Origin of the sequence: Paraburkholderia heleia NBRC 101817 (genome assembly GCF_000739775.1) — a bacterium.
GTDB lineage: Bacteria > Pseudomonadota > Gammaproteobacteria > Burkholderiales > Burkholderiaceae > Paraburkholderia > Paraburkholderia heleia.
On sequence record NZ_BBJH01000012.1, the window covers coordinates 85,095 to 110,833 of the forward strand.

At 63.8% G+C, this 25,739-nt stretch carries 28 protein-coding genes; 5 read left to right on the forward strand and 23 right to left on the reverse strand.

Annotated elements, in window-relative coordinates; genetic code table 11:
- Positions 1-14: 14 nt before the first annotated feature.
- From virB11 to BHE01S_RS12530, 15 genes are all read right to left on the reverse strand, one after another.
- Positions 15-1,142, reverse strand: coding sequence for a P-type DNA transfer ATPase VirB11 (virB11, locus tag BHE01S_RS12465; protein WP_042264290.1), 1,128 nt, complete (start codon positions 1,140-1,142; stop codon positions 15-17).
- Positions 1,139-2,338, reverse strand: a complete 1,200-nt coding sequence (virB10, locus tag BHE01S_RS12470) for a type IV secretion system protein VirB10 (protein WP_042264292.1) — start codon at positions 2,336-2,338, stop codon at positions 1,139-1,141. Before virB10 ends, virB11 begins: the two co-directional genes overlap by 4 nt.
- Positions 2,331-3,167: a TrbG/VirB9 family P-type conjugative transfer protein gene (locus BHE01S_RS12475; RefSeq protein ID WP_042264294.1), complete on the reverse strand. Its 837-nt coding sequence runs from the start codon at positions 3,165-3,167 to the stop codon at positions 2,331-2,333. The genes virB10 and BHE01S_RS12475 overlap by 8 nt, the downstream gene beginning before the upstream one ends.
- Positions 3,164-3,880, reverse strand: a complete 717-nt coding sequence (locus BHE01S_RS12480) for a virB8 family protein (RefSeq protein WP_042264565.1) — start codon at positions 3,878-3,880, stop codon at positions 3,164-3,166. The genes BHE01S_RS12475 and BHE01S_RS12480 overlap by 4 nt, the downstream gene beginning before the upstream one ends.
- Positions 3,881-4,057: 177 nt before the next feature.
- Positions 4,058-4,744, reverse strand: a complete 687-nt coding sequence (gene virB5 / locus BHE01S_RS12485; protein ID WP_084068792.1) for a P-type DNA transfer protein VirB5 — start codon at positions 4,742-4,744, stop codon at positions 4,058-4,060.
- A gap of 20 nt (positions 4,745-4,764) precedes the next feature.
- Positions 4,765-5,916 (reverse strand): type IV secretion system protein, encoded by a 1,152-nt coding sequence (locus BHE01S_RS12490; RefSeq protein ID WP_042264298.1) that lies wholly within the window; start codon positions 5,914-5,916, stop codon positions 4,765-4,767.
- Complete coding sequence (locus tag BHE01S_RS12495; protein ID WP_042264302.1) at positions 5,913-8,399, reverse strand: VirB4 family type IV secretion/conjugal transfer ATPase; 2,487 nt, start codon at positions 8,397-8,399, stop codon at positions 5,913-5,915. The genes BHE01S_RS12490 and BHE01S_RS12495 overlap by 4 nt, the downstream gene beginning before the upstream one ends.
- Position 8,400: 1 nt before the next feature.
- Positions 8,401-8,733 (reverse strand): type IV secretion system protein VirB3, encoded by a 333-nt coding sequence (locus BHE01S_RS12500; RefSeq protein WP_042264304.1) that lies wholly within the window; start codon positions 8,731-8,733, stop codon positions 8,401-8,403.
- Between the two features lie 13 nt (positions 8,734-8,746).
- Entirely contained in the window at positions 8,747-9,088 is a 342-nt protein-coding gene (locus BHE01S_RS12505) for a TrbC/VirB2 family protein (RefSeq protein ID WP_042264568.1), read from the reverse strand.
- A 37-nt stretch (positions 9,089-9,125) separates the two neighbouring features.
- Positions 9,126-9,797: a lytic transglycosylase domain-containing protein gene (locus BHE01S_RS12510; RefSeq protein WP_042264306.1), complete on the reverse strand. Its 672-nt coding sequence runs from the start codon at positions 9,795-9,797 to the stop codon at positions 9,126-9,128.
- Positions 9,794-10,384: a hypothetical protein gene (locus BHE01S_RS12515; RefSeq protein WP_042264308.1), complete on the reverse strand. Its 591-nt coding sequence runs from the start codon at positions 10,382-10,384 to the stop codon at positions 9,794-9,796. Before BHE01S_RS12515 ends, BHE01S_RS12510 begins: the two co-directional genes overlap by 4 nt.
- On the reverse strand, positions 10,377-11,237 hold the full coding sequence (locus tag BHE01S_RS12520) for a ParA family protein (RefSeq protein WP_042264310.1): 861 nt from the start codon (positions 11,235-11,237) through the stop codon (positions 10,377-10,379). Before BHE01S_RS12520 ends, BHE01S_RS12515 begins: the two co-directional genes overlap by 8 nt.
- Before the next feature lie 313 nt (positions 11,238-11,550).
- A complete protein-coding gene (locus tag BHE01S_RS36680; protein ID WP_084068794.1) occupies positions 11,551-11,835 on the reverse strand; it encodes an antitoxin in 285 nt (94 codons plus the stop codon).
- 458 nt (positions 11,836-12,293) lie between these two features.
- Positions 12,294-12,620: a hypothetical protein gene (locus BHE01S_RS12525; protein ID WP_042264312.1), complete on the reverse strand. Its 327-nt coding sequence runs from the start codon at positions 12,618-12,620 to the stop codon at positions 12,294-12,296.
- On the reverse strand, positions 12,617-12,859 hold the full coding sequence (locus BHE01S_RS12530) for a helix-turn-helix transcriptional regulator (protein WP_042264315.1): 243 nt from the start codon (positions 12,857-12,859) through the stop codon (positions 12,617-12,619). Before BHE01S_RS12530 ends, BHE01S_RS12525 begins: the two co-directional genes overlap by 4 nt.
- Positions 12,860-13,325: 466 nt before the next feature.
- Here BHE01S_RS12530 and BHE01S_RS12535 point away from each other — a divergent pair, with 466 nt between their 5' ends.
- On the forward strand, positions 13,326-13,964 hold the full coding sequence (locus BHE01S_RS12535) for a hypothetical protein (RefSeq protein ID WP_042264570.1): 639 nt from the start codon (positions 13,326-13,328) through the stop codon (positions 13,962-13,964).
- The gene (locus BHE01S_RS12540; RefSeq protein WP_042264317.1) at positions 13,961-14,593 is read left to right on the forward strand and encodes an RES family NAD+ phosphorylase; all 633 of its coding nucleotides are present in this window, start codon (positions 13,961-13,963) and stop codon (positions 14,591-14,593) included. The genes BHE01S_RS12535 and BHE01S_RS12540 overlap by 4 nt, the downstream gene beginning before the upstream one ends.
- Positions 14,594-15,251: 658 nt before the next feature.
- Here the strand turns inward: BHE01S_RS12540 and BHE01S_RS12545 are convergent.
- The 8 genes from BHE01S_RS12545 to urtB all read right to left on the reverse strand — a co-directional run bounded on the left by BHE01S_RS12545 (position 15,252) and on the right by urtB (position 23,034).
- Positions 15,252-16,286, reverse strand: a complete 1,035-nt coding sequence (locus BHE01S_RS12545; protein ID WP_042264320.1) for a porin — start codon at positions 16,284-16,286, stop codon at positions 15,252-15,254.
- A 102-nt stretch (positions 16,287-16,388) separates the two neighbouring features.
- Entirely contained in the window at positions 16,389-16,934 is a 546-nt protein-coding gene (locus BHE01S_RS12550; RefSeq protein ID WP_042264322.1) for an amino acid synthesis family protein, read from the reverse strand.
- Complete coding sequence (locus tag BHE01S_RS12555; protein ID WP_042264325.1) at positions 16,931-18,346, reverse strand: amidase family protein; 1,416 nt, start codon at positions 18,344-18,346, stop codon at positions 16,931-16,933. Before BHE01S_RS12555 ends, BHE01S_RS12550 begins: the two co-directional genes overlap by 4 nt.
- A 54-nt stretch (positions 18,347-18,400) precedes the next feature.
- Positions 18,401-19,579 (reverse strand): ABC transporter substrate-binding protein, encoded by a 1,179-nt coding sequence (locus BHE01S_RS12560; protein ID WP_042264571.1) that lies wholly within the window; start codon positions 19,577-19,579, stop codon positions 18,401-18,403.
- Positions 19,580-19,606: 27 nt separating this feature from the next.
- Positions 19,607-20,350, reverse strand: a complete 744-nt coding sequence (locus tag BHE01S_RS12565) for an ABC transporter ATP-binding protein (RefSeq protein ID WP_042264327.1) — start codon at positions 20,348-20,350, stop codon at positions 19,607-19,609.
- The gene (locus BHE01S_RS12570) at positions 20,337-21,071 is read right to left on the reverse strand and encodes an ABC transporter ATP-binding protein (protein WP_042264329.1); all 735 of its coding nucleotides are present in this window, start codon (positions 21,069-21,071) and stop codon (positions 20,337-20,339) included. The genes BHE01S_RS12565 and BHE01S_RS12570 overlap by 14 nt, the downstream gene beginning before the upstream one ends.
- Complete coding sequence (locus BHE01S_RS12575; RefSeq protein ID WP_042264330.1) at positions 21,071-22,153, reverse strand: branched-chain amino acid ABC transporter permease; 1,083 nt, start codon at positions 22,151-22,153, stop codon at positions 21,071-21,073. The genes BHE01S_RS12570 and BHE01S_RS12575 overlap by 1 nt, the downstream gene beginning before the upstream one ends.
- Before the next feature lie 5 nt (positions 22,154-22,158).
- Positions 22,159-23,034, reverse strand: a complete 876-nt coding sequence (gene urtB, locus BHE01S_RS12580) for an urea ABC transporter permease subunit UrtB (protein WP_042264332.1) — start codon at positions 23,032-23,034, stop codon at positions 22,159-22,161.
- 164 nt (positions 23,035-23,198) lie between these two features.
- Between urtB and BHE01S_RS12585 the strand changes: the two genes are divergently transcribed.
- The 3 genes from BHE01S_RS12585 (at position 23,199) to BHE01S_RS12595 (ending at position 25,701) form a co-directional block, all read left to right on the forward strand.
- The gene (locus tag BHE01S_RS12585; RefSeq protein WP_042264334.1) at positions 23,199-23,558 is read left to right on the forward strand and encodes a helix-turn-helix transcriptional regulator; all 360 of its coding nucleotides are present in this window, start codon (positions 23,199-23,201) and stop codon (positions 23,556-23,558) included.
- A gap of 57 nt (positions 23,559-23,615) precedes the next feature.
- A complete protein-coding gene (locus BHE01S_RS12590; protein WP_042264336.1) occupies positions 23,616-23,945 on the forward strand; it encodes a helix-turn-helix domain-containing protein in 330 nt (109 codons plus the stop codon).
- A 331-nt stretch (positions 23,946-24,276) separates the two neighbouring features.
- The gene (locus BHE01S_RS12595) at positions 24,277-25,701 is read left to right on the forward strand and encodes an amidase family protein (protein ID WP_042264340.1); all 1,425 of its coding nucleotides are present in this window, start codon (positions 24,277-24,279) and stop codon (positions 25,699-25,701) included.
- Positions 25,702-25,739: the final 38 nt, after the last annotated feature.

Below are 25,739 nucleotides of genomic sequence, written 5' to 3' on the forward strand. Positions count from 1 at the left end.
GGCCTGTCCTCCTCTCACCGGAAATCCGCCTGATGGTGGCGCAGCGGATCGAACCAGACTTCCGTCATCGACCAGCGCCGGCCAGTCTGCACGCCCGTCTCATCGAAAAGCGCGTTGGCCTCCATATGTGCGACCACATCGATCGTCATGGAAAGCAACCGGCGCAGTGCGACGTCATCGCAGCTCGACGCTTCCGGATGTTCCTTCGCCATCAGGGCAAACCGTTCGATCGCAACCGCCGCACTCGACGCGTGATAGCTCGTGATGGAACCTGAGTGGCCCGTGGTCAACAGCTTCAGGAAATCGTAGGCCTCGCTGCCACGCAGTTCGGCAAGCAGCACGCGGTCAGGCCGCATGCGCATCGTGCTCGCGATCAGATCCGCAGGGGTCACCCGCGCCTGACCGTGGTCGCCCTTGCTGTAGATCAGGTGAACGCAGTTCTCGATGTGATGGATGAAGAGCTCACGCACATCCTCGATCGTCACGATGCGCTCGGTAGCCGGGATGTACCGGCACAGCGCCTTCATGAAACTCGTCTTGCCCGAACCCGTGCTGCCCACGATTGCGAGGTTCAGCCGGTCGCGCACCGCAAGCTCGAAGAACGCCGGGAAACCGCGTGCGTCGAGGTACCTCACGAGCTCGCGATCGAGGTGACGCAACGCAGGCATCGCCTCATCGAGTCCGGCCGGCCGGTGCCACGTTGTCTGCGCGAACAGCCCCCCGCTTTCGTACCCACCGAGCGTTTTCTCGCGCGAGGACGGGCGGCGGATCGTCACCGACACGGTACGCGGAGGCACCACCGGCGGGATCACGATCTGGATACGCGCATCACCCGGCAACAGCGCGGAGAGCACCGGATGCAGCGCCGAAACTTCCTGGTTCGTGAGCGTAGCGACAGCGACCGCGAACGACATCAGGTGATCGAAATCGAGATCGTGACAGTCGTGCGCATGCCATCCGAGGTGGGTTTCCGTCAGCACGCGTCGCGGCCGGTTGATCACGAGTTCCGTGACAGCAGGATCATCGAGCAGCCCTGCGAACGGTCGCATCAGCTCGCGCACCGACGCATCCTCTGCCAGCCTCGGCAGTGGGGCATCTGCGACATCCGAGGCTTCGCCCGGGGCATGGACCGGCGAATTCATCTCGTGCCCTCCGGTTCGAGGGCATAGACCCGACTGAAGTCCAGGTCCCGCGCAACGACAATCGTGAACTCCGCGCCCTGGTTCTGCGACAGCGTGGGCGGGATGTTGATCGTGCTGTCCAGCACACGCGAGGCCATGTCATTGCCCTGTTGCTGCGTGTTCTCGAACACCACCGAGCCGTTGCTGTTGCCACCGCGCGTCGCGAGATAGCCGATCGCATCCTGCGTCATGCCGAGTAGCATGGCCGCACCGATGCGTTCGCCCCAGTGATTGTTCACGTACCCGCCCACGCCCATGCGTCCGAGCGCATCCGCAGCCGGGGAATCGATTTCGACCGTCACGCCTTCGGGCGTCTTGATGCGCGCCGCCAGAATGAACACGCGCTTCTGGCCGGGTGCCAGATTGGAGCGATATTCGCTGTCGATCTGTGACCCGCGTTCGATCAGCACGACGTGACCGTCATCCGAATAGATGTTCTTCGTCACCGTGCAGGTCGAGATTCCCGCCTGGGTGGAATCGAACGCGGCATCGCCGACACAATCAATCTTGGCGCCTTCGGCAAGGATCAGGCTGCGGTTGCCGAGAAAGCCGGCGCGTACCGTCGGCGTCACGGTCGGTGTGAGTGCCTGGCCGAGCGCACTGCTGCCCCGGGACAGGCTGACGGGTGAAACAGTGACGCCCGGCGTTGATGCAGCGAGGTCTGTCGCGCCATTGGCATCACCGTTGCCTGCGCCCGCGCTTCCGGCGGCGAGGAGTGGCGCGTCGTAATAGCTGCGAACGGGTGCGGTCCGCACACGAGCCTGGCGCGGCGCCACTGCAACCGGTGTTGAAGCGGTCGCTGCTGCTGCCACGGGTCCGCTTGCCACTGCCGAAGACACTGCGGTGGGCGCATCGCCGAAAATGCGCCCCTGGGACGGTTGATCCTGCACCGCGTCGCGTCTCGCCTTTTCGGCCGCATCGTGCCGCTCGAGAAATCCGTGAATCGTCCAGGCCACCCCGCCGATAACGGCGATGACGACCAGCAGCGGAGCAAGCCACCAGGCGCGGCGACGGCCACCCTGCTGCCCCAGTTCCGGCATGCCGCGATCGGCGGGCTGACTCGCAAGGTCACCGTTTATGGTGTCCGTGACTTTTGCGGTATCGACCCCGGATGCAGCCCCGGGTGCAATCACATTGCGTGGCGTTGCGTCATTCATGACCAGTGCTCCGCAGGACCCGCTTCACACCCGTCACCGTCGTGCCATCCGCAGGCGAGACGCCATCCACGTCGAACGCGTCGTTCCACAGGCCGACCACCTCGTCACCGAGACGAAGCACGAACCGCCGTGCCACCTCATGCACAACGATGACGTCATCCTCCATGTGCCGGTCAACGACGCTCTCGCTGTCGTTGTCGGCCACGCGGAAGATCGCGGGGATACGCCTGTTATCGAGAATGCGGATATAGGTAAAGCGTCCGTCATCCCACGCTGCGGTGGGAGCGATATCCTCCGAATGCGGCATCACCTGCATCGAGTACGCCGTATTGCGCACCACCGGTGGCTGATCCAGGCGCACACGCACAAGAGCGGCATCATCGGCAGCCTTTGTCGTCGCTGCCTGCGCGTCGGGATAGACAAACGTGATGCGATACATCTCGTCGCCGTTACCGAAGCGGGCTTTCAGTGGCAGGACCACGAGGTCGAAGCTGTAGCTGTGCCGGTCTGTGCGGATTTCGAGGTTCGTGTCGTGCGCGGCAAGCTGCGGTTTGAGATAGACGTCGTGGTCACCGCGGCTCGCGACCACCTGCCATCCATCCCGGTCACCGGGGGCCACGACGAGAATGTGCTCGGTGGGATCGAGCGCGATGTGCGTGGCGAAGCCGCGCTGCGCGATGACGCGCACCACTTCGTCCTGCCGGTACACGACCTGCCGCACGCGCGAGTCGCCCGACCAGCCGGGGACGTCGTAGGCGCGTGTTTCGCTGCTTACCGTTGCGAGCCCGATCACCAGTGCGACGGCTCTCACGAAATTTTCGGGTTTCATGACGCACCTCCCGGGGCAGGCTGTGGCGCCGGAGAGGCAGCCGCAGGCGTGTATTCGGAATCGCGGCTGTATGCCGTCACCCTGAAGCCAAACGGGTTCTCGATCGCCGTGCGCTCCCGCGTGAAGACGGCGGGCCGGTACGTGAAGGCCAGCGTGATAACGAAGCGTTGCGGCAGCTCCGCGTTATCGATACCGTTCTTCCACGTCGTCTGTTCGATATGCACGACGGCGTGCCCAGGTTCATCCGGCACGAGCGTAGTCGAGAGGATGCGGATGCGGCGCTGGGTGTTCGCACCGAGCTTGCGGTCCAGCGCGTCCGGTCCGCTGTAAATCGCCCGGTAGTCGCGCGCGACGCGGTCATCGCTCATGTCCAGCACGCGGTCATAGTCCATCTGCAGCAGGCCCCAGTTGTAGCGCTCGCGCGAGCGCACGTACACCTCGACCCAGTGCTTGTCCTCGACCTCGCGCATAGGCACCCGCTTTGCGTCGAGCACGTCAATCACCTGCGCCTCACCGGTCAGACGGTCGACCTCGATCGGCAGCGGCACCACCCGGTAGAACGGAACCATCACGGCAAGCGCCACCGCACACAGGACTGCGACCACCCCGGCTGCTACGGCCACGTGCCACGCACGACGCTCCGAACGCGCCTGCAGAAGGGTGACCGACACCTCGAAATCGAGCGCCCGACGATAGTCACGGTCACTGCTCATGACCGCCTCCATCCGACGGTGGAACGGGCACAACGCGGTTCACCGGAACACGGTACGAACCATCCGGCAGGACAGGTCTGGGTGGGCTTCCCGAGCATCCATTAATTAATATAACTAACTGAATGATGGTACCCACTACAACGGAACGGAACATGCGTGTCTCCCCAGTTTCCGAACTCAGTTGCCAAAGGTCGCGGGAACCATCTGGTCCTGCAGCCGTGCGGTATTCCCGGCGCGCTTGAGCACGAGCTCCTGCTGCTGCTCGGCAACGAGCCGGTCTTCGGTATCGGCCAGCATCCTGAAAAGCTGCAGCTTCGTCATCTCGTTGCCGACTGCCGTGCTCTCGGTCTGGATGCGTGCCTGCAGTTCCGCGACGCCCTTCTGGTCCTGCGTCACATCGATCTGCTGCATCAGCGCCTGGATCTGGTCGAGCTCCTGGAGCTCCGTCTGATATGCCTGCGTGCCAAATGCCTTGTCCTGGAACGGCTTGTTCAGTGCGCGCTGGCAGACCTGCTGGTCGATGCCGCTCTGGTCCTCGCAGTTGTAGATCTCGCTCGCCGAGCGCAAGGCCTGCGCGCTGCCGGTGAGGCCCGCATAGCCGCCGTTCTGGATCGCCGCATAGACGGACTGCCAGTTCGAGGGCAGCGAATTCGACAGGACCGGATTGCTCATCAGTCCGCCAAACCCACGCGTACCACTGAGTGACTGGTACAACTGAAGCTCCTGCTGCACCTCCTGCTTCAGTTGCCCAACGGTCGCGATGGCCTGCAAAACGTTCTGCGCGTCGTAGACCGGGATCCCCTGCGCGTGAGCGGGCGGTGCGGTCAGAATCATCACCACCGCCGTGAGGAGCTCGAATCCCATATATCCGAATGACCAGATCTTCACGATGACCCTCCAGGGTTATCCTGGTCGCCCAGGTGCTCCCGGGCGGCGCGCTGGTAGGCGGGTATCGAATTTTTCGTGCCGCCATCCGAAATCTTCCCCCCCGGCCGACGCGGGCCGTGCCCCAGCTGCACGAGTGAGCCAAGCTCCCTGACCGCACCGCGCGACGCAAATCCCGCGACGAAGGCGCCAAATCCGGACAGCGTGGCGCCGCCGGCCAGTCCCGAGGCAACAGCCGGCAACTGCCAGCCGATCGTCGCCAGCAGGAGTGATGTGATGAACAGACCGAACGCCGCACCCCAGGGTGCAACGGCAGTGAGTGCCGCCTGACCCGCCGCAGCGAGCGCCGACGCGTTTGTATCTGGCGAGACTGTCGTGACGTTGAACGGCGCGAGGTCAGCGGAGAACGCCGTGAGGGCCATGCCGAGAAATGCTGCGATAAGGACCTGCAGCAGCGCATAGTTCGTGACCTTCGCGGTCCACGCCTCGAAAAAGCGCGCCGTCGGACCGAATGCGCCACAGGCAATGAAGGCCGGGCCGAACCCCAGTACCAGGTCAAGCAGCATCCTCGCCATCGTGACCTCGAAAGCCAGGACGATCAGGAAAATCGCGCCACCGAAGCCCACCACAAGCCCGCCCGCCATATCGCCGAGGCCCGCGACAAAGCCGCTGACGCTCATACCTTCGTGTGTCGCCCTGTCGAAGTAGGCGTCCATCACGATGCCGATCTGCCGGTCGTAGCAATCGAGGGTCTGGTAAATGGCGGATGCGCTCGTGCCCGTCACGCTGCTTCCGCTCACTGTTCCGCAGCCGGCGTTACCGGCTCCCGCATTCGCAGCGGCGTCCTGGATCGTCTGGGCAAGACCCGTCGTGGCGCCCTCGACGGCGGTGACCACCTGCGACTGGTAGATGCCAGAACCAAGCGCAAAGGCCAGCATGATGGCCACCTTCAAACCGCGCCACGCGAACGCCGGAACGGATTCATGGGCCTCACCACGCACCACGGCGAACCCGTACGCAATGATCCAGATCGTGACGGCGGTCGTGACGACTGGCACCAGCGCACTGGAAAGCGCGGAGGACACGCTTGTGACATACGTCGACATGCCGTTCTCGAGCGTGCCGCCCACGGCTGTGAAGAGGCCGCTCATCGCACACCTCGCGTCGGGTGCCCGGCACCACCGCGCGCAGCCGATTCCGTCGCGCGGCGTCGCGCCAGCTGCGCGTGGAATACCGGCAGCCACACCGCGGGATCATCGCCGACTCCGGCGCGAATGCCGTCGAGCAGTTCGATGTTGTCCGTGGTTCCCGAAAGCACGTCGAGCACATCACCCAGTCCGGCAAGATCCAGCCGGCCGATCGCCGAGCGATGGCCCTGCTTCACGAGAAACAGTCGGCTGCTTTCACCCAGCGACTGGACGATGTTGAATTCGGCTTCGGTCAGCTTGAAGCCGTGCACATAGTCGTCATGGTCGGCGCGCGGATTCGGCAGGAAAAAGAAAGTCGCGGTCTGCTCAACCAGTGCGCGCGCAATGTCGCTGCGCAGCACATCGGCCGGTGACTGCGTGTCGAAGATACCCAGACCATTCTGCTTGCGGATCGTCTTCTGTTTGTCCCGGGCGAAATCCGTAAAGACCGGGTCCCCCAGACGCTTCCAGAATTCCGTCATCACGTAGACGAAGCGTCGCCCGTCGATCAGACTTTCGGTCAGATGCAGCAGGACCATCGTGACCGGCGTCGACACCTCCGGATCGTCGAGCAGTTCGGTATCGTCGAAGCCGAAGAGATGGTTCTGGCTGAAATCGAGCTGATCCGACGGGTTATCCAGCACCCAGCCAAGCCGCCCGCCCGCGCACCACTTCGTGAGTCTGGCATGCAGGCTGTTCTCGCCCACGGCCGGCAGGAGCTGCCGGACCATCGACAGGCGCCGCAACGGCCGCTCCATGCGCGCCACTTCCCGTACAGCGCGTGAGATGTCGAGTTCGTCTTTCGCCGACAGCAGCGCGCCCGTATCAACCAGACGGCGGAGCAGCCGCTCCCAGAAGTCGAGCACCGTCCCGTCCGGGTCGAGCTGGAAGGGATTGAGTCCTGTCGGGACACCCCGTCGAAACACCGTGTAGCGGCCCCCCATCGCCCGCACCGCGATCTCGGTGCCCCGATCCTTGTCATAAACGACTCCGGTGAGGCCGTACTTCATCGCCATCGCGAGCAGGAAAAGCTCGAGCACCGTCTTGCCGGCACCTGCCTGCCCGATGATCTGCGTGTTGGCGAGTGCCTTCTCGTCTGCCGAGTCCTTCTTCTCCGGCGTCGCGTGAAAGTTCAGGTACAGCGGCTGGCCGCTCGGCGTCCTGACGATCGTGATCGCCTCACCCCACGGATTGCCGTCGCGCTTGCCGGTCGCGAAGTTGTGCAGGCTCGCGAGACCGCAGAAGTTGCGTGAGGTGAGCTTGGCCTCGCGGGGCCGGTAGCGCCAGTTGCCGGGCAGTTGGGCAAACCATGCGGCATCCGCCACCAGATCGATGAGTGCCGTCTGGAAGCCCACGTCCGCGAGCTGCGTGCGCGCCTTTGCCACGTGTCGCGCGACCTCCTCCGGCCGGTCACCGAGCACGGCGAGCGAATAATGGTATTCACCCAGGACGAAATCGCCGTTGATCAGGTCGTCGAGCGCCTGATCCATCGCGCTGACCTGCGACACCGCCACGTCCTCGCCTGCAATCAGCTGGTTGCGCTGACGCTCGAGCGCTTCCTTCGCCGTGGGACGGTCGAGTATCGTGAAGCTCTGGGTCTCGATATATTCGAAGTCACCGTAGAGCAGGCCGTCGAGCATCCCAGGCTCGGTTTCCTCCGGGAAGTCCTTCAGGTCGAGCAGGGCCGCGTAACGAGTCACGCCCGGCATGCGGATCTCGACCTTCTCGATGCGAAAGAAGAGCCGCGACGTCGGCAGCGCCTCGGCGATGCGGCCAGACGGAACGGGCACCGGCTCCCACACGGCGTTGACGAGATACCCCAGAAACTCCAGCGCCGCCGAAAACCGCACGGGTCGCTGCAGATGAAGGGATTGCTGCGCGTGACGGACCGGCCTCCTGTAGACGCCAAGCGGCACCGGATCCCATGGCTTCAGGCCGGCTTCCACCTGGGTCGCGAGCTCTGCCATCACCTTCAGGGCTTCGTGCTGATCCCTGCGGATATCGTCTGGCGTATGTCGGGCTGCATGACTGAAAAGACGCCCGAGGCGCGTGCGGTGCGGCCGGTACACGAGCGTGAGATACAGCTCATTGGCCATCATGCGATAGCCGGCAAAGCTCGCGTAATAGCGCGTGGCGAGTTCCTGGCAGAACGCGTTGCCGTATGGTGTGGCGAAGTGGTCAGTCACGCGCCGGCGGAGCCGGTGAGACCAAAGGCCGACGTGCCCACCGGGCAGACTGCGCACGAGCTGGTTGAATCCTTCGTGACGCACGAGAATGTCACCCGGATCGGCCGCCTCGAAGGCGATGCCGGCGATCTTCCAGACGCGCAGGTAGTCCCCTTCCCGCGTACGGATGACGTGGTCGGTGACGTGCGCCGAGAACGGCACGAAGTCTGCGAGCACCACCTCGCGTTCGGCCACGTCGATGAGTTGCGGCTGTGCACCCATGTCAGCCTCTCCTTTTGAGACGGAGCGGCATGTAGGCGTGCGCGCACCAGAAGCCACGGTTACGCTGGCGAACCACCATGCGAAAGCGCAATGCGAATTGCGCCAGGCGCTGGTCGTCATGGCGCGTGACCGTGCGCATCGTGACGAAGACGGGGATCAGGATGAGCACGATGCCAACCCCCACCGGGGGACTCGCGAGCAGTGCCCAGATTGCGGGGATCAGGATGCTGCCGCCTACCATGAGGAACGGCACGAGCGGCACCCCCCAGAGCATGGCCGGGCGCGTGCAGCCCTTGAAGACAGGATCCACGATTCGATTTGCGGCCGCATTCATGTGCGCCTCCGCCTCAGCTCGTCGGGATCAACATCGCCGCGATCACCGTGGCACAGCCCACGAACAGGCCGCCGATGAACACGCTGGCGATGTCGCCAAAGCGCGCATGCTGGAACATCATCTTGAAGCCCGCCCAGATGATCGATATCGAGCACACCACCGCACCCACGCTCAGCAGCGTGGTCTGGATCGTCGTGAGCAGCGTGTTGACCTGAGAGAGCTGGGCCCAGGCAGGCGTCGCTGTCAGGGCCAGCACTGGCAAAAGAGCAAGCCCGCACCGGGGAGACCGAGTCTCTCCTGGTTTGTTTAACCGTGCCGGAATCCACCACCATGTCATTCGTAATCCTGATTTCATGGAATGCTCCTGCTCCACACCGTGATCTCTTTGCGACTCAGAACACCACTGCACTCTCCTGCACTGCTTCTTCCGGATGCCCGTTCGAACGATCGCTCTGATCATTCCCTGGCCGGGACGATGCGGCGTCCGGCGGAGCACTTACGGCAGGTGTACCCACCGGGGACGTCACCGCTTCGACGGGAATGGCTAATGTCTGCGGTTCGGCCTGCGGGTCGATTGCCGGCACGACGGGGACGACGCGCGTGGTATCCGCGACGTGCGCGACAACGCGCTGCACGTACCCTGTGCGATAGCCAGTAGAGAAATCGCCACTCGCGTAGCACGAGAGGCCCGAACGCAGCGCCTCCTGGACCTGCGCATGGATCCGCCTCGCACGTTCGAAGCAACCCTGGAGAATGGCCGCGCCCGCAGCCAGGTTCCGGCACGGATCGAAGGCCGTATCGGGTGTCAGACCAAAACGCGGCCAGTTCGACCGGTTGACCTGTGCGAGCCCGGTGCTGTAGTTCCAGCCCGCTGCGTCGAGTGTGCGGGCAGTGGCGACGGCCTCGGCGAGACTGGCCGGCTGCCGCTGCAGGCGCCCATGCACCACACCGATCGCATACGGATTGAAGTCCGACTCGACGCGCACGACAGCGGCCATCGTGGTGGGGGCCACGTCAGGTGCGCACTGCTGGGCGAGGATCATGAAGGCGGCGAGCGGGATCATTCGCCACCTCCCTGGCCACCGGAGCTTTCCGATTCGCGCGCGAGGAAGAGGCGTGCCGACTGCGTCGGGTCATACGGAAGCGCGGTACTGCCGGCCCCATAGAACTCAGTGATCGTGCGGTCCGTACCTCGCGCGTCCCACCACACCCGCGTATATAGTTCACCGTCGATCTCGACATTGATCGCACCGCGCGCGTTGCACAGCAGTTCGCTCTGCTCGGGACCACCCCAGTACAGCAGATCCTCACGGCAGTACCCCGCACTCGCCCAGACATTCGCGGCCGACGTCCCCTGCGAGCCACCCTCCCCGAAATCGCACGTCGGGAAAGGATCGCCGTGACGCAGTGCAGCCCACAGCCTCTCGATGGGCGGCACGCACTCGTCATACTGTTCGGGGCCGCCGGGATTGGACAGGCACAGGATGACCTGGCAGCCCCAGTCGTCGGCGCGGGCAATGCCCGGTGCCATGGCCGACGTGGCGAGGCATGCCGCGCCGACGATCGCCCCGCGGCGCAGTGCCTGCCGCAGCGCGCGGACGACAACAGCAGTGCCGCCGGCCGCATTCGGCAAAGTGGTCGCGTCATGCATCGCACACCTGCACATGACGAAGGGCAGGCGCGGTGTTGTCCCCGATCGCTTCGAGCTGCTGGGTGAGCACAGCGAGGCAGGCCGCCTGCGCCCGCAGGTTTTCAGGCAGGTCTTCATGTACCTTGGCATCGCGTGGGGCACGCTCGCTCTTCCCTGGCACGAACGATCCGGGACGCCGGACGAACGCCAGGTGCGGCAGCCAGACGTATCCACGGGGAGACGCCGCATCGGCGATCAACCACTCCCGCAGCGTCGTCTCCATCACCTTCATCCACGCTTCCCCCATCGCCGCAGGCGTAGCCACAACCGGCAGAATTCCGGTGAAACGCAGTGCCGGATTCAGTCGCGCCCGGACATTGCGGATGCCGTATCTGCCGTTGATCACCTCCGAGGCACAGCTGACGCATCCGGACGACACCGCGACCGGGCTCAGCGCCGTATCCACGAGCGCCTCCGCGCAGACGGCGCGCAGGTCAGGCAGCGCGGGCGCGTCGATCAGGCAGACATCGAACCACCGTGCCGCCACCAACAGCAGGTGACGAAGGTTCGCGTAATAGCGCGTGCGGTCGGGATCGTCGCGCGAGACCAGCGCGGCGACGGCGTCGGCATTGAGCACGTGCACACAGCCCCCCAATGCGCATCGGCCACTGTCTTTCGGTGCCAGCACCTGGATGCCGGATGCGATCGCGTGGGGCCGGTATCCGGCAAGCACGTGCGCGCAGCGAGGCGGGTCGGCCAGGTCCAGCACCAGTACCCGGCAGCGGCAGGCGCATAGCAGATGGCGGGCGAGCAGACAGGTCACCGTCGTGTTGCCCGAACGGCCCGTCGCCGAAATGATCAGAAGCGATTTCATGGTTCATCTTCCTCAGCCGCACCCGCTGTCGATGAACCTGTGCAGAAAAAAGAACCCGCGGCGCCGGGGAGGCTGACCGCGAGCTCAACGGGGGATCATTGCATCAGCACCAGAAAACAGAAAAGCCTGCAGATGCAGGCTTTTTGCGAATGCGTCACGGCACACCACGTCGTTGCACAGACATCGAAACTGCGAGGCCGCTAACGCGTACTCGGTCGTGCGTGGCACGTTGACCGGATCAGATTGTTGGGTTCAATCTAGGCGAGTACGTGGCGCAATGCAAGGGCCTCCGGGCGCCTCGCCGGCTCTGCCTTTACCCATGTGTTCCCACGTGTTCCCACGCATTCCCAAAAAAAATTGCGATGGCTGGACAGTGTCTCCATGTGCCTGGCAATTCGATGATGTTTGAGGGGGTTCGCACCGGTTCGATGAGGAGCCTGTCGCCCTCCCGATAGATCAGGACGCGATCGCCAGGCAACTCGAACTCGACCGGGATGCGTACCGCCTGACTTCGGTTGTTGCGAAACAGTTTGGCCTCCCTGGGCCGGGTGGATGGAGGTCGTAACAGCAATCCAGAGGGTTTGCGGTACCGTGGCATCCCCAGTGTCCACAACCGGCGCCATGAGGCCGGCCTACACATTGGGGCTGACACTCGTGACCGACAACACGAAGGCGTTCAGCCGCATTCGCGGTCTTGCGATCGAGAACTGGCTTGATCTGTAGCCGCCTCAATCGCCCGGGAATCGTTGCACGAGAAACGAATCAGGCGGTTCGCCTGGTAACGTCGCCGAGTTCGCAATGAGACCCACCCTCTGACGGTACTGCGCCGGAAGGCGCGCGGGTGCGTTGAATCGGCATGGCCAATGATGCCCCCTCGTGGCCGCCCGGCGCTTTCGATGCTTCATTCAATGCCTGACCCGGTCCCGAATGGCGACAGCACCGCCGGAAGTGATCCTTCGACGGGCGACGCCACCTGATGCCTGCGAAAAGCCGGCTATCTGCAGGCTCTTCGGATACCGGCCCTCCAGCCCCGATCCCCCTCGCAGTAGCACGTCCCTATTGCCCGTCGTCCGATGACCACAAGCTGTTCCCGCGGTGCTGGTCTCCGGTCGCCAGCGCCCGTGCGAGCGCTGCGCGCGCGGCCGCAAGTTCCAGTGCGAAGCGTTGCGCCGGGCGACGCGGTATACGCAGACGCCGGCAGACGACCTCCTGGTTCGCGTGCCAGAGATACACCATGCGGAGCATGTCGCGATGCCGGGGATGCAGGGTTTCCCACGCTTTCGTGATCCGTGCCGCGTCGACCGGATCGCAGGCGCCCCGCGCGGCATTGCCCCAGTTCGCCAGACGCGGGCCGAGCGGTCCTGAAGCCAGGTCCCGGTTCATGGCGCGCCTCCCGCTCCCCCGTCGCGAAGGCGTGCCGGCACCCGGTAGCGGGCGGGGTTTGCGAGGAATTGCTCGATATCGGCCAGCCGCCATCCGACCAGACGGCCGCCAAGCGCGACCGCCAGCGGAAACGTTCCGGTCTGCATGCGACGGTAAATGGTCGAGCGCGACAACCCCGTGCGCGCCTCAACCTGTCGACGGCGCAGGATCCTGTCCGCGCCACTGTCCTCGATTAACATGACTTGCCCCCAGGAGTCGCTCTGGCCTGCAGTGGCCGGAACATGAGGGCATTCAAGCAGCGGTTGACGCCAATACCCAAACCCGTCTTATCGACGGGAAGCCCCGTCGGACAAAGCGAACGACGTACAGGCGAGACAGAACATGTCCGCTTCGCACGGCTGTGCCCATCTGCACCGGAACACTGAGGGCATGGCAAACCCCAGCTATCGGGCCGCAGGGTTTCCGATCGTCGACTATGTGCATAGAGGGCTAACCTGACAGAGACATATTCACTAACAGGGCCGGAGCCCGGGTGCAGACCGGATTGGACAGCGGCCACGCGTCAGGAACTGACCTACGTGCCGGAGTGAAACCGTCCGCGGACGTGATCGAGCCAAAGATATACAACAGAGTTGACAAAGTTGACAAAAGAGACATGCGAGATTAGAGTACTCCCTGTCTCAATCTCGACTACGCGAGATGACCATGTCCACGACCCTTGAATTCATTGCCGATCACCTGCCGCGCGTCACGGCGGATGATGTTGTCCGTCGCTTCTCCGCGACCGTCGAAATCCGCGATGCCCAGGCGTTCGCCGCCGAGCTGCAGGCATTCGTCCATGAGCGCGTGGAGGCGGTGAAACTCCCCGCGACGCTGGAAGTGCAGACGGTGGAGCAACGCCTGGCCGGCAAGGCAGCTGCGCTGCGCGCCGATACACGCTGGGTGCCGGGCGCGACCGACATCCAGCGCGGTCGCTCGGCCCGGCTGGAAGCCTTCAATCAGCCACATAACCTGCCGTTGCCCGAATTTGCCCGGCTGGCGAACAAGGTGCGTCAGCAGATCTACAAGGACATTGATGCCCGCCGGTTGCTCGCGCTGAACGTGGGGCCTCGTGGTCAGAGGTTGCCCGACTGGCAGCTCGACCCGGTGAAGCAGCAATTGACGCAGGCTGTACTGCAGAAGGTCGAGGGCATCGACAACTGGACGCTGTATCGCGCCCTGTCCGAGCCGCTCGAAGGCCTCGGGGGACGCACACCGGTCGAAGCCGTCACCGAGCGGCCGATCGGCGACGTGGTCAAAGTCGTGCTCAACGTCCTGGGCGTGCACGAGGCGGGGAGAGAATGAGTATCGGATTGCCGTCGCTTGCCATCGACGCAGGTGAACTGCTCCAGCACGTGAGCCGCGTCGTCTACCGGGATAAACCGCTGTACTACGGCCGCGACGGCACCAACCGCTATGACGCCCCTGGACGGAACTATGGTGTGCTTTACCTCGGACGCAATCTTCCCACGGCATTGATGGAGTCCGTGTTTCACAAGCACCAATGGGACAGGGACACCAGGCGCTCGATCGCGCATGCAGAAGTCCAGAGCCGGCTGGTGCGTGCGGTCGGCGTACTGGAAGAACTGCACCTGGCAGACCTGACGGCCGAAGGTGTAATGGCCGGTTACTTCGGCCTGAATCTTGAGCAACTGGCCAGCCGCGACTACACCTGCACACAGCAGGTGTCCAACCAGGTGCATGCGCTGCGCGGAAGCGATGGACTGCCGCGGTTCGATGGCGTGCTCTATCCATCGCGTAACAACTATCCCGCCGCCAGCATTGCCCTGTTCGAGCGCGCGAAGACGAGGATCAAGGTCATCGAGGACATCGACCTGGTTGACCATGTGGAGTGGCCCGATTTCGTCGCGAACTATCGAATCGGTATCGAGCCCGATCCCGGTCGGGCAGGTCCTGATGACGAGCTGACCTGAACCAGAACGTGAGATACGCCCGTGCCACGCATGAAACCACCGGGCGCAGGCTGAAGCCTTCTGCGGTCGTACAAGGCGCAGGTAGCGATCGCCAGGGTCAAGGCCGCGACCCAGGACGTCCGTCACGGTCTCGCGAAAGTTCCCCCGTCGGAGATTTCTGGCATCGCAGGGCACGTGACCTCGAGTGCCACGCTGTGCGCATTGAAGGTATATGCGAATGCAGGCCTTCTCCCGATTTCGCCTTCGGCCACGAATCCCCTCCTCACGCGCCAGGGTTTCGCCGCGGCGCTCCCTGTCATCGGCGACGACAGCCTGTCCGGCAATTGCTTCACCAGGGACATGGCGAAGAAACGCTACCAGGGCGTTGCCCTCATCAAAGACAGATCGTCCCACGGCCAGCCACTACCGGATTGCGAATGCAAGACCATCGCCAGTCCGGAACCCGGCAATGGCCCCGGCGTCTGGCGCGATCGGCCCCTACCGACCGGCCCCTACCGTATTGGCTCGACGTCGCGTTGAAATTCACGCTCAATGCTGCAACCCGAAGGAAGGTAATCGCGACAGCTGTAGACATCGGGGTACAGTTACCGCCGCGCTGGCACGCGGGCATCCAGGGCGAATCCGGTGCCTGCCGACGTACTGACCCGCCGGATCCCGGCTAGAACCTCATCCGGATACCGGCGCCCAGGCTGTTGCCGGACGAGACGCTGGTCATGGTGTCGTAGCGCCACGCGGCGTAGACGTCCGTGCGTTTCGAGAGCGGATAGTCGTAACCGAGCACCACCGTCGACCAGCGGACATCCGTGCCCTGTGCAGGCTGCCTGAGCGTTCCCGCCCAGGACACCAGTACGCGGCCCATGCCGACCTGCGCGCTCGCTCCCACCTGAACAGTGTCGTCGGTGAGCGCGTTGTTGTTGGTCACCCGCTCGTACTGGAGATAGAGCTTCACTGCCTTCAGGCGATACGCGGCGCCGACCAGCCACGCCGTCTGTTCCGTGGCGCCGTTCAGGAAAAGCGAGGCCGTATGAAGGCTCTGGACTGCGGCCGTCGCAGAAAACGGCCCGGCAAAGTAGAGCACGTTCGCACTGTAGTTCGCCTGCCCGGCGTGACCTGCGACGCCCGCATTGCTGTACTGCAGGCTTCCCGTGAGCCCGCCAATCTCCGGCGTCTGGTAGACGATCGAGTCATCGATTGCCGTATCGCTCTGCACGGAAGCCGCGCCCATCGCGGACCCCAGGAAAGTGTGGACCACGATGGGGGAGAAGACGAACGAGTTGCCGAACGGGTTGAACAGCAGCGTGGAGACGAAGAGCAGCGAATCATTACGCCCCAGTGTCAGCTGTCCAAACGGGCCGCTCAAACCGACGAACGCGCGGCGCCCGAAGAAGGACTGCCCGTTGTACGCTCCCGACTGTCCACTGTTGATCCGGTAAAAGCTCTCGAGCGTGAAGATCGCCTTCATGCCACCACCGAGGTCCTCGGCGCCCGACATGCCCCAGTACGATGTCGAAAGCCCGCCCGAACCTACCTGCCAGGTGTTGCCTGATGCGCCGGGTGTACGCACCACGCCGGCAAATGCATCGGCCAGTCCGTAGAGCGACACCGACGACTGCGCGTGCGCCGCACCCGCCGTGATGCACAACGACAGTGCTGCCAGTCCCCTGCTCCATCTTCCCCGACCATCCCTGCGCATGTTTATCTCCTTTGAACGCCTGTGAGTGTTCGTCTGTCCGTTTGACCTGTGCCTGCCGGAGACCGCCGGAGGGCACGGCATGACATGGTGTGTCGCCGCGCGTCAGCCGGGCCTGACGCGGGCGTGCGGCCTGCCGCGTTCGGCCAGTGCAATCGCGAGCAGCAGTTCGTCCGGTGCCGGTGAATCCGGCAGGCAGAGCGAGACCGTGTCGAAATGGTCGAAGCTCCACATGTCTGTGACGCTGTGCAGGGGAATATCGACGCAGGCGCCCGCCGGCCCGCGCTTCGTGACGGACGGCATGATCGAGGACGCGCCCGGCAGACAGCTGCGAACCGCCTCGCCGAGTCGCGGGTGCAGCAGCGCCGCGCCCCATTCGAGCGGCACGCCAGTGCCCACGAGTGCCGCCTTCCCGTAACCCTGGATCTGCTCTCCCGGGCAACCGAGCGCATGCAGTGCCCGCCCCGTGAGGATCAGGCCCAGGTCAGCGCCCGTCGCATAGAGCGCCTCGAAGTCACCCTCGCCATCCGGGTCGACTGGCTTCAGCACGCCAGCAGCGACCACCTGCCGATGCGCCGGTGTGACCGGTTCGCCAAGTTCCGCGCACCGTTCGACGAGATGGATCACCACCCTGGCAATCTGGACGTTCATGGCGCGATCTCCGTGTCGCCAGGAAACTGCAGATCCCCTTCCGGTGCCGGAAAATCCCCTCGCGCCAGTTCGTATGCGCGCGCTGCCCGCAGCACCAGGACATCGCTGCCCCGACGCCCGATAATCTGCAGACCGGTCGGCACATCCCCTGCGAATCCGCACGGCACCGATATGGCGGGCAAGCCAGCCTGGTTGCACCACGCGGTCAGCAGCGGGGCATTGCGCAGATGGTCAGGCAAGCCGGGAACCGGCGGTGGCCCGCAATGAAACGTCGGCGTAACCAGCAGGTCGTAGTGCTCAAAGAACGTTTCCATCGACGCGCCAAGCGCGTGACGCGCAAGCAGGGCATCGACGAACGTCGCGGTGTCGATCCGTGCCCCCACATCCGCAAGTGCCGTCAGGTCAGGATCAAGCAGCGTCCTGTCGGCTGCCTCCATATGTCGCACACGCTGGGCGAAGAACACCGACCACTGGACCGAATGGATACGGCCATCGCCGTAGTAGTCCACCACCGGTGCAACGTCGGTCTGGATGACCGTCGCGCCGAGCGTCCCGAATGTGTCCGCCGCCCTGCCGACACACTCCTCAATGTCCGGCGCCACTGACACGCCGTCCGGGGCGGCGCAGCACGCAATCCGCAGGCCGGCAACGCCCTCGTCCAGCCCGGACGAATAGCCGGACGGCCTCCCCGTTCCCGGGAGCCCGTCGCTATTCACGCAGGTCATCGCATCGAGCATCAACGCCGCGTCGCGCACCGTTCGCGTGATCGGGCCAAGCGTGGACAGTGCTGTCCACGACGCGGCACTACCCGCCGGCACCAGCGCGAACGTCGGCTTGAACCCGACCACGCCACTCCAGCAGGCCGGAATCCGGATGGACCCACCCCCATCGGTCGCAAGCGATAGCGGTCCCATGCCCAGCGAAACCGCGACCGCGGACCCGCCACTGCTGCCCCCGGACGATAGACGCGTATTCCATGGATTGCGCGTCGCGCCCGTCAACGGACAGTCGGTGACGATCTTGTTGCCGAACTCGGACGTGGTTGTCTTGCCAAACGGTATGGCGCCGGCGCGCCGCAGCCGCGCCACGGCTGGCGCATCGGCACTTTCGCGGTCCGGCGAAGCAGTCCACGACCCCTGCCGTGTTGGAAGACCGGCGACGGCAACGAGATCCTTGACCGATACCGGGACACCATCAAGCGGACCGCACGGCGCGCCGCGGATCCACCGCCGCTCGGCCTCGCCGGCAGCCGACATCGCCCCTTCCTCATCAAGGGCGCAGAACGCGTTGACAACCGGATCGAGCTTCGTGATCCGGTCCAGTACGGCACACATGACCTCCACGGGCGAGAGCGTGCGCTGCCGGAACCCGGCCACCAGTTGAACTGCGCTCAGCATTACAATTTCACTCATTCTGTAGTCCTTATCTACTGACACAAACGTCTCCGCCCACTGAATGCAACGTACCTATCCCTGACACACCGGGATGACGGGGCCAGCAGACTCGAGGATCGCAAAGCTGTTGTCGGCAAGTGCCTGGCCGATGCGTGTCTGGCAGAGCACATGACCGCCGTCGTGACTCACGCCTGTCTTTCCGCGGGGGAGTGCCACGGAGACGGCAGGTAACGCGGTCCTGATGCGATCGGCGTCGACACTTTCCGCCGACTTCACGGCCTCGGCGAAAAGACGAATGCCGGCGTACGTGTTCTCGCCATGCGGCAGCACCACCGCATAGCGGCCCAGCCGCGGATCGCGCGCATCGGCGTAACGGGCCGTATAACGCGTGAGGAATGCCTGGTTTTCCGGGTTTTCGATGCTCATGAAGTACGACGACACGCCGATCGTGCCGGTCGAGGCGCCCGTGGTGGCAATCGAGAGGGATTCGTGTGCGATGTCCGTCACCAGTTGCGGTTTCATCGCAAACGACCGGTACTGCTTCACGAACGTCACCGGGTCGTCGCCGATGCTGTGCCACACGATCTGCGGCCCGGCGCTGGCGACCTGTTGCAGGACGGCGCCGTAGTCGCGTGTACCGAAGGGCAGCCAGTAGACGCCGAGGAACTTCCCGCCATGGCGGGCCACCGCTGCCTGCAGTTGCGGAATCAACACCTTCCGGTTACTGCCAATGTCCGAGACCACGGCACACACGGATCGGCCACCGTCGCGCATGAGCCACGCAATGAGCGGCTCGATCCGCTGGCTTGCGGCGAGCCCTGTCGTGAGCAGTTGCGGGTCGCACCGCCCTTCGTCAAAGTTCGGATAGACGACGAGCTTTCGCGCCGAACGTGCGGCCTGAAGGGCCGCCTCTCGCTCGGACGGCAGCACCATGCCTGTAATCATCGCCACGTCGTCACGCAAGAAGAGCTGGCGCGCCTTCTCCAGCGTCACGGCCGTGGACATCTGCGTGTCCTCGACGCTCAGTTGCAGCGTCCGGCCAAGCAGACCACCGGCAGCATTGATTTCGTCCACTGCGAGCGCGGCACAGTTGCGGTTGGTCTGTCCCACACGCGTGAGCGGACCGCTAAGCGGCGCGAGCAGACCGATCCTCAACGGCGCTGCCGCGCGCGCAAACCGGGGGACAGTTGATGCGGCAAGGGAAGCGGCCGCACCCAGCAGCATGGTTCGGGAAAAGTCACGACGGTTCATGTGCATTCTCACTGAAGGTCACTGGTTTCACTGGATGTTTTCATGAGGAAAATCCGCGGCAAGCTCCGCGGCTGGAGAGAGATAGCGCGCGAGCGGGTGTTCCCCCCTGTCACCTGGTTGCGGCTCGACGGGACCGGTATGCACCAGGCGCCCGTTACTGAGCACGATGCAGCGTTGCGCGCTCTGGAGGACGAGATCGAGGTTCTGTTCGACGAGGAGCACCGCCAGCTTCGAGCGGCGGCAGAGCTCGGGGATCACCTCGCCAATGCGCTCGACCAGGTTGGGCTGCACACCGTCGGAGGGTTCGTCCAGCAGGAGCAGTTTCGGACGCCCACACAGGGCGCGTGAAATGGCGAGGACCTGCTGCTCGCCCCCCGAAAGCGTACCGCCCTGCTGCGACAGGCGCGACTTCAGCACCGGGAAGTAATCGAATACCTCGTCGAGGATGTCAGCCCTCCCCGCGGCCTGCGTACCCATCAGCAGGTTCTCCCTCACGGTCAGCTTCGGAAAGATCCAGCGCCCCTGCGGCACCAGACCGATCCCCCGACGCGCAATCTCGTGTGTGCGCAGCCCCGTCAACGGCTGGCCGAGGAAAGCAACCTGGCCGCTCACGCGCGGCAGCAGCCCCATGATGGCCTTCACGAGCGTGGTCTTGCCCGCGCCATTGCAGCCGAGCACACCGACCACCTCGTTCGGCAGCACGTCGAGCGCGAGGTTGTGAACCACATCCACGTCACCGTATCCGGCGCACAGGTTTTCAAGGTGCAGCATGTGTCGCTCCCCGTCCCAGATAGATGCGGCGGATCTCCTCGTCGGCTGCGATCTCCGCATACGATCCGCGTCGAACCACCTCCCCCCGGTGCATCACCCACGTCTCGCACGCGAGAGACTGCACGAAGCCCAGATCGTGCTCGATGGCGAGTACCGCGCACCGCTCCCGCAGCCGGTGGATGAGGCGCACCAGCCGCTGCGCGTCCTTTGCGGAGAGGCCCGCCGCGGGCTCGTCGAGCAGCAGCAGTGCGGGCTGACACATGATCGCCATGCCGATTTCGAGCCACTGCCGCTCCCCATGCGGCAGATGCGACGCAAGCTCGCGCGCCTGCCCGGACAGACCCACTTCTTCCAGGACGGCGTCGGGATCCGGCATGGGCGTGGCCCGGTAAGCCGCAACGCCCAGGCCGGCCACCATCAGGTTGTCGCGCACGGTCATCGTGAGGAAGGTGTTGGTCCCCTGGAACTTGCGCACCACACCGCGGCGGCAGAACGCGTGCATCGGGCGGCCTGTCATCCGCTCACCATCGAGATACAGTTCACCGGAACCGGGGATAATCGCCCCCGACAGCAGACCGACGAGCGAACTCTTGCCGGCCCCGTTCGGACCAATCACGCACAGCAGGTCACGTGGCGCGATGCTGATGTCGACGCCGGCCACCGCCCTGATCCCGCCAAACGTGCGAGAAAGGCCGGTGCCCAGAAGAAACTGGCTGTCCATTACCGCTTCTCCTGTGCGTGGCCCGGGCGATGAATCGATTGAACCGGTAGCCGGCTCCATATCGCCCGACCTGCCCGGCGCGCAACCACCACACACCCGCCAAGGCGCAGTCCGTTCGGCATGAACAGCACGCAGGCGAGAAACAGACCGCCGAGAATCAGGGGCCACCCGTCCGTGCTGTAACTGGAGACGGCCTGCCTGAGCAGCGTCAGGGCGACCGCCGCGACCACGGGACCACCAATTCTTCCCCGGCCACCGATTGCCACCCAGAGGATGACTTCGGTCGCAAGAAGCGGCGAGAACACGTCCGGCGCCACCACGCCCGAGCACGCCGCCATCAGCACGCCGGCGACTGCGGCAAGCGCCGCCGACGCGACGAAGACGAGCAGCAGGTGCAACGGCGTGTGATAGCCGCAAGCCTTTGCGCGCCACTCGTTGGTCGCGATCGCATCGAGCACCTTGCCGTAGTGGCTGCGGCACACGAGCCAGATCAGGCCAGTCGCGGCGAGCAGTATGGCCGCCACGGTGTACCAGGACGTCCGGGGACCGCTCAGGTCAAATGCATGACCGTCCACGCTGAACGACAGCCCCGGGATACCCAGGATGCCCGTATCGCCCCCTGTGACCGACTGCCAGCTGACGGCGAGCTGCTGTGCGACGATCAGCACGGCAAGGCTGATGATGGCGAAGAAGTGAAGTCTCACCCCCGCGAAAAGCAGGAAATAGCCAATCACGGCAGCGACACCCGCAGCGCAGAGCACACCGACCGCCACGCCCGTCAAGGGCGCCTGTCCGAACTGGACGGTCATGACGGCAAATCCATAGGCGCCGAGGCCCAGGAACGTCGTGTGCCCGAGCGTGAGCACGCCGGCACGTCCCCAGAGCAGGTCATAGCTCAACGCGAGGATCCCCATCACCAGTGCATCGCGCACCATCGCCAGCAACCAGGGACCGGCAACCAGTGGCACGAGGACCACCGCAGCCACGGCTGCGATCCACATCAACAGGGGGGAAACATCCCTGGGGCCGAGGGCGGGCTGCGAGAACCAGAGCCGCAGACAGCCTGCGTGTTTTCCAGACATACGCTTTATCCTTTACCAAGAAGCTGATGGGCCGCGCTGAATCCCGGAATCAGCCCCTGCGGTCTGAACCGGATCACCACAATCGAGAAAACCAGCACTACTGCGGATGCGAGGGAGGGATCGATGCGATAGCTCAGTAATGTCTCGGCGGTACCGATGACTGCGCTGCCCAGGATGCCGCCGACGATCGACCCGATGCCGCCCAGCACGATCACGAAGAACGCCTTGGCGAGATAGGAAACGCCCAGATGCGATTCGACCGACACCATCGGCGCGACAAGTACGCCCGCGAGCGAGGCGATTGCCGCTCCACCACAGAAGGCGATGCGGTTCAGACGCCGGGTGTCGATGCCCGCGGCCTCCGCCATCGCAGGGTGCTGGATCACCGCGCGCAACTGGGTTCCAAAGCGCGTTCGCGCGAACAAGAGCCAGCACCCTGCCGTCACGGTCAGCGCGACGCCAATCACGAAGATCCGGTAGGCTGGATAGCTTCCGCCGGGAACTGTCACCGCCCCACTGAACGGGGCATAGACGAGCATCGGCTGGGTGCCAAAGATCAGTTCCAGCACCTTCTGCAGGATCAGGCTGATCGCGTAGGTCGCAAGGAGCGTGTCCAGCGGCCGGTCATAGAGCAGCCGGATGATGAACCTCTCGAGGCACCAGCCGAGAAACGCCCCGACTGCGGGGGCCACGAAGAGGGCAAGCCAGAACGCCTGCTGCCCGCCAACTGCCTGCGCGACAGCTAACGCGTAGGCGCCAATCGTGACCCACTCGGCATGCGCGAGGTTCACGATGTCCATCATGCCGAAGACGATCGCGAGCCCAAGCGCAACCAGGATCAGAATGCTCACGTAACCCAGAATGTTCAAAATCGTCGTCATATAAGTCAGTCCCAGTCTTCATGTCTGCGGAGCCGTTGCCCCGGATGTGCAATCGGCAAACGAACCGCTTTCCGGTACCTCAGCCCTCATCACCAAGAGTTCCTTAGGTTCAAGACTAAGGAACTCTTAGTAAAAAGGCCGAGCAATTCCCAGAGACTCCTAGGATGCCGGCTAAGCACGCGACATCCTCCATTTTTGCCAAACGCCTGAAAGAGGCGCGGGTACGCTCGTGCCTGACCCAGGAACAACTCGGCATTAACGCAGGAATCGACGAATTCTCCGCCAGTGCCCGCATCAACCAGTACGAAAGAGGCAAACACTTACCCCATCTCGTGATGGGGCAACGCTTGGCGAGGGCACTGCATGTCCCCACCTCTTTTCTCTACGAAGAGGACGATCTGCTTGCAGCTCTTCTCGTCACTGCAGCCCGGCTCACCCGGAGCAGGAAGAAGGTCCTCCTAGCGAATGCCGAGACGCTATCCCAATCAGCAACATCCAGGATCAAGAAACCAGGTAATGTTTAGTCCTTCGACTAAGAATTACTTAGTAAAATCCCTGAGCGAATCCGGGACACTCGCCGGATGTCGCGCGATACAACTACATCTGATGCCGTCTTCCCTCGACGCCTGAAACAGGCGCGACAGCGCTCGGGCCTGACTCAAGAGCAGCTCGGCATCCAGGCGGGTATCGACGAATTTTCTGCCAGCACCCGCGTCAACCAGTACGAAAAGGGCAAACACACCCCAGCCATACAGACCAGTCAGCGTCTGGCGCGGGCGCTGCTCGTCCCTACAGGCTTCCTCTACGAGGACGACGATCTCCTCGCGAACCTGCTCGCAATCGCCGGCAGGCTCAGCAAGGAAAAGAAGAGAGCCCTCCTCGCCAGTGCAGAGAAACTGGCCCAGGAATAAACTAAGACTTCCTGAGTCTTGGGGCCAGCCGAAGACGACGCCATAACTGACACCTGGACGGTTCGCGGCATTAAACCAGCAACCCGCGCCAACTGTTTCCTGCTACCGAGCCACGGCGCCCGTCAAACTTGCGTCACGTCTTACGCCGACACTATCCTTTCCCGAAGGAAGTCGATCCGGTTATTTCTGACCATAAATCTACGCCCTCAAAATCTGGATGTCAACGGCGCCACATCGCTCGTTTACCATGAATTTTCCAGAAAGATGATCACTTGACATGGACAGAAGCGATGTCTAATGTATATTAATGATGATTAATTATGGAGATGATATGGGTGATGACATCTGCGATCTGACGGCACAGGAACTTCACGCGCTATATAAGTCGGGCACGACGTCTCCGGTCGAGGTGACCCAAGCCGTGCTGGCGCGTATCGAGCGGCTCGATCCAGCCGTGAATGCCTTCTGCCAGATAGCTCCGGACGCGCTCGACATGGCCCGCGCATCGGAGAAACGGTGGAAAGGCAATCGCCCGCTTGGCCCGCTCGACGGGGTGCCAATCAGCGTCAAGGACAACGTCGCGGTTGCCGGACTCGCCACACGATACGGCTCACGGGTCACCGATGAAACGCCATCACCCCACGACAGTCCATGTGTAGCGAGACTTCGCGAGTCTGGTGCACTCTGTTTCGCCAAGACCACCTTGCCAGATTTCGCTCACAAGATCGTCACCGATAGTCCACTGACCGGAATAACGCGCAATCCTTGGGATACGAGCCGGACTCCGGGCGGCAGCAGCGGCGGAGCGGCCGTCGCAGTTTCGCTCGGTATGGCACCGGCCGCGATCGGCACCGACGGCGGCGGATCGATCCGGATTCCAGCCGCATTCACGGGTACGTTTGGTTTCAAACCGAGCTTCGGCCGCGTTCCTCATGCTCCGCGCGGTCCGTTCGGGCTGTTGAGCCATATCGGCCCGATGACCCGGTGCGTCGCAGATGCTGCCCGAATCCTGACCGTCATCAGCCGCCCCGACAGTCGTGACTGGTACGCCTTACCGCACGACAGCAGCGACTATGAACTGGGTCTGAAGTGCAAGCCAACACCGGGCAGCGTGCGCATAGCGTACAGTCCGTCCCTGGGCCTCGCTGTCACGCCCGAAGCCAGTGTCCTGGAGGCAGTCCAACGCGCAGCCGACACATTCCGTGACCTGGGCGCCAGGGTCCAACAAGAAGATCCCCCCGGCATCGTCCGCTGCAACGCGGTTCACGCCACGCTCTGGCCGGCCTGCTGTCGGCAGCTTACCGAAGGCATACCTGACGGAGGAGCGGCGCTCGATCCATCATTGCAGGCATACTCTGATGCCGGTGCGGCGATATCGCGCCAGGCGTTGCTTGGCGCCCTCATCGAGCGAGGGGAACTTGGCGCTGCTATCAACGCGTTCTTCGAGCGGTACGATCTTGTCATCTGCCCGGTGTATACCCGGGTTGCCATGCCACTGGCGGATCTCGCGGCAAACCATGAGCTGTTTCCCCATTTCACGGCCTGGTGCAACCAGCTCGGCCTGCCTGCAGCAAGTATCTACTCGGGCACGACTCCGGAAGGTCTTCCAGTCGGTGTGCAGATCGTTGGTGGGCGTCACGCGGATGCGCTCGTGCTCTGGGCCAGCCACATTTTGGAACTCGCGTTCGGACGCGCGCCATTCGCCGATCTGGTACGCACGCTTTCCTCGTTCTTTGCTACCCGCCAAACGCACTGAGACTAGCTATCAGGAAATACGCCTGGATCTGTAGAACG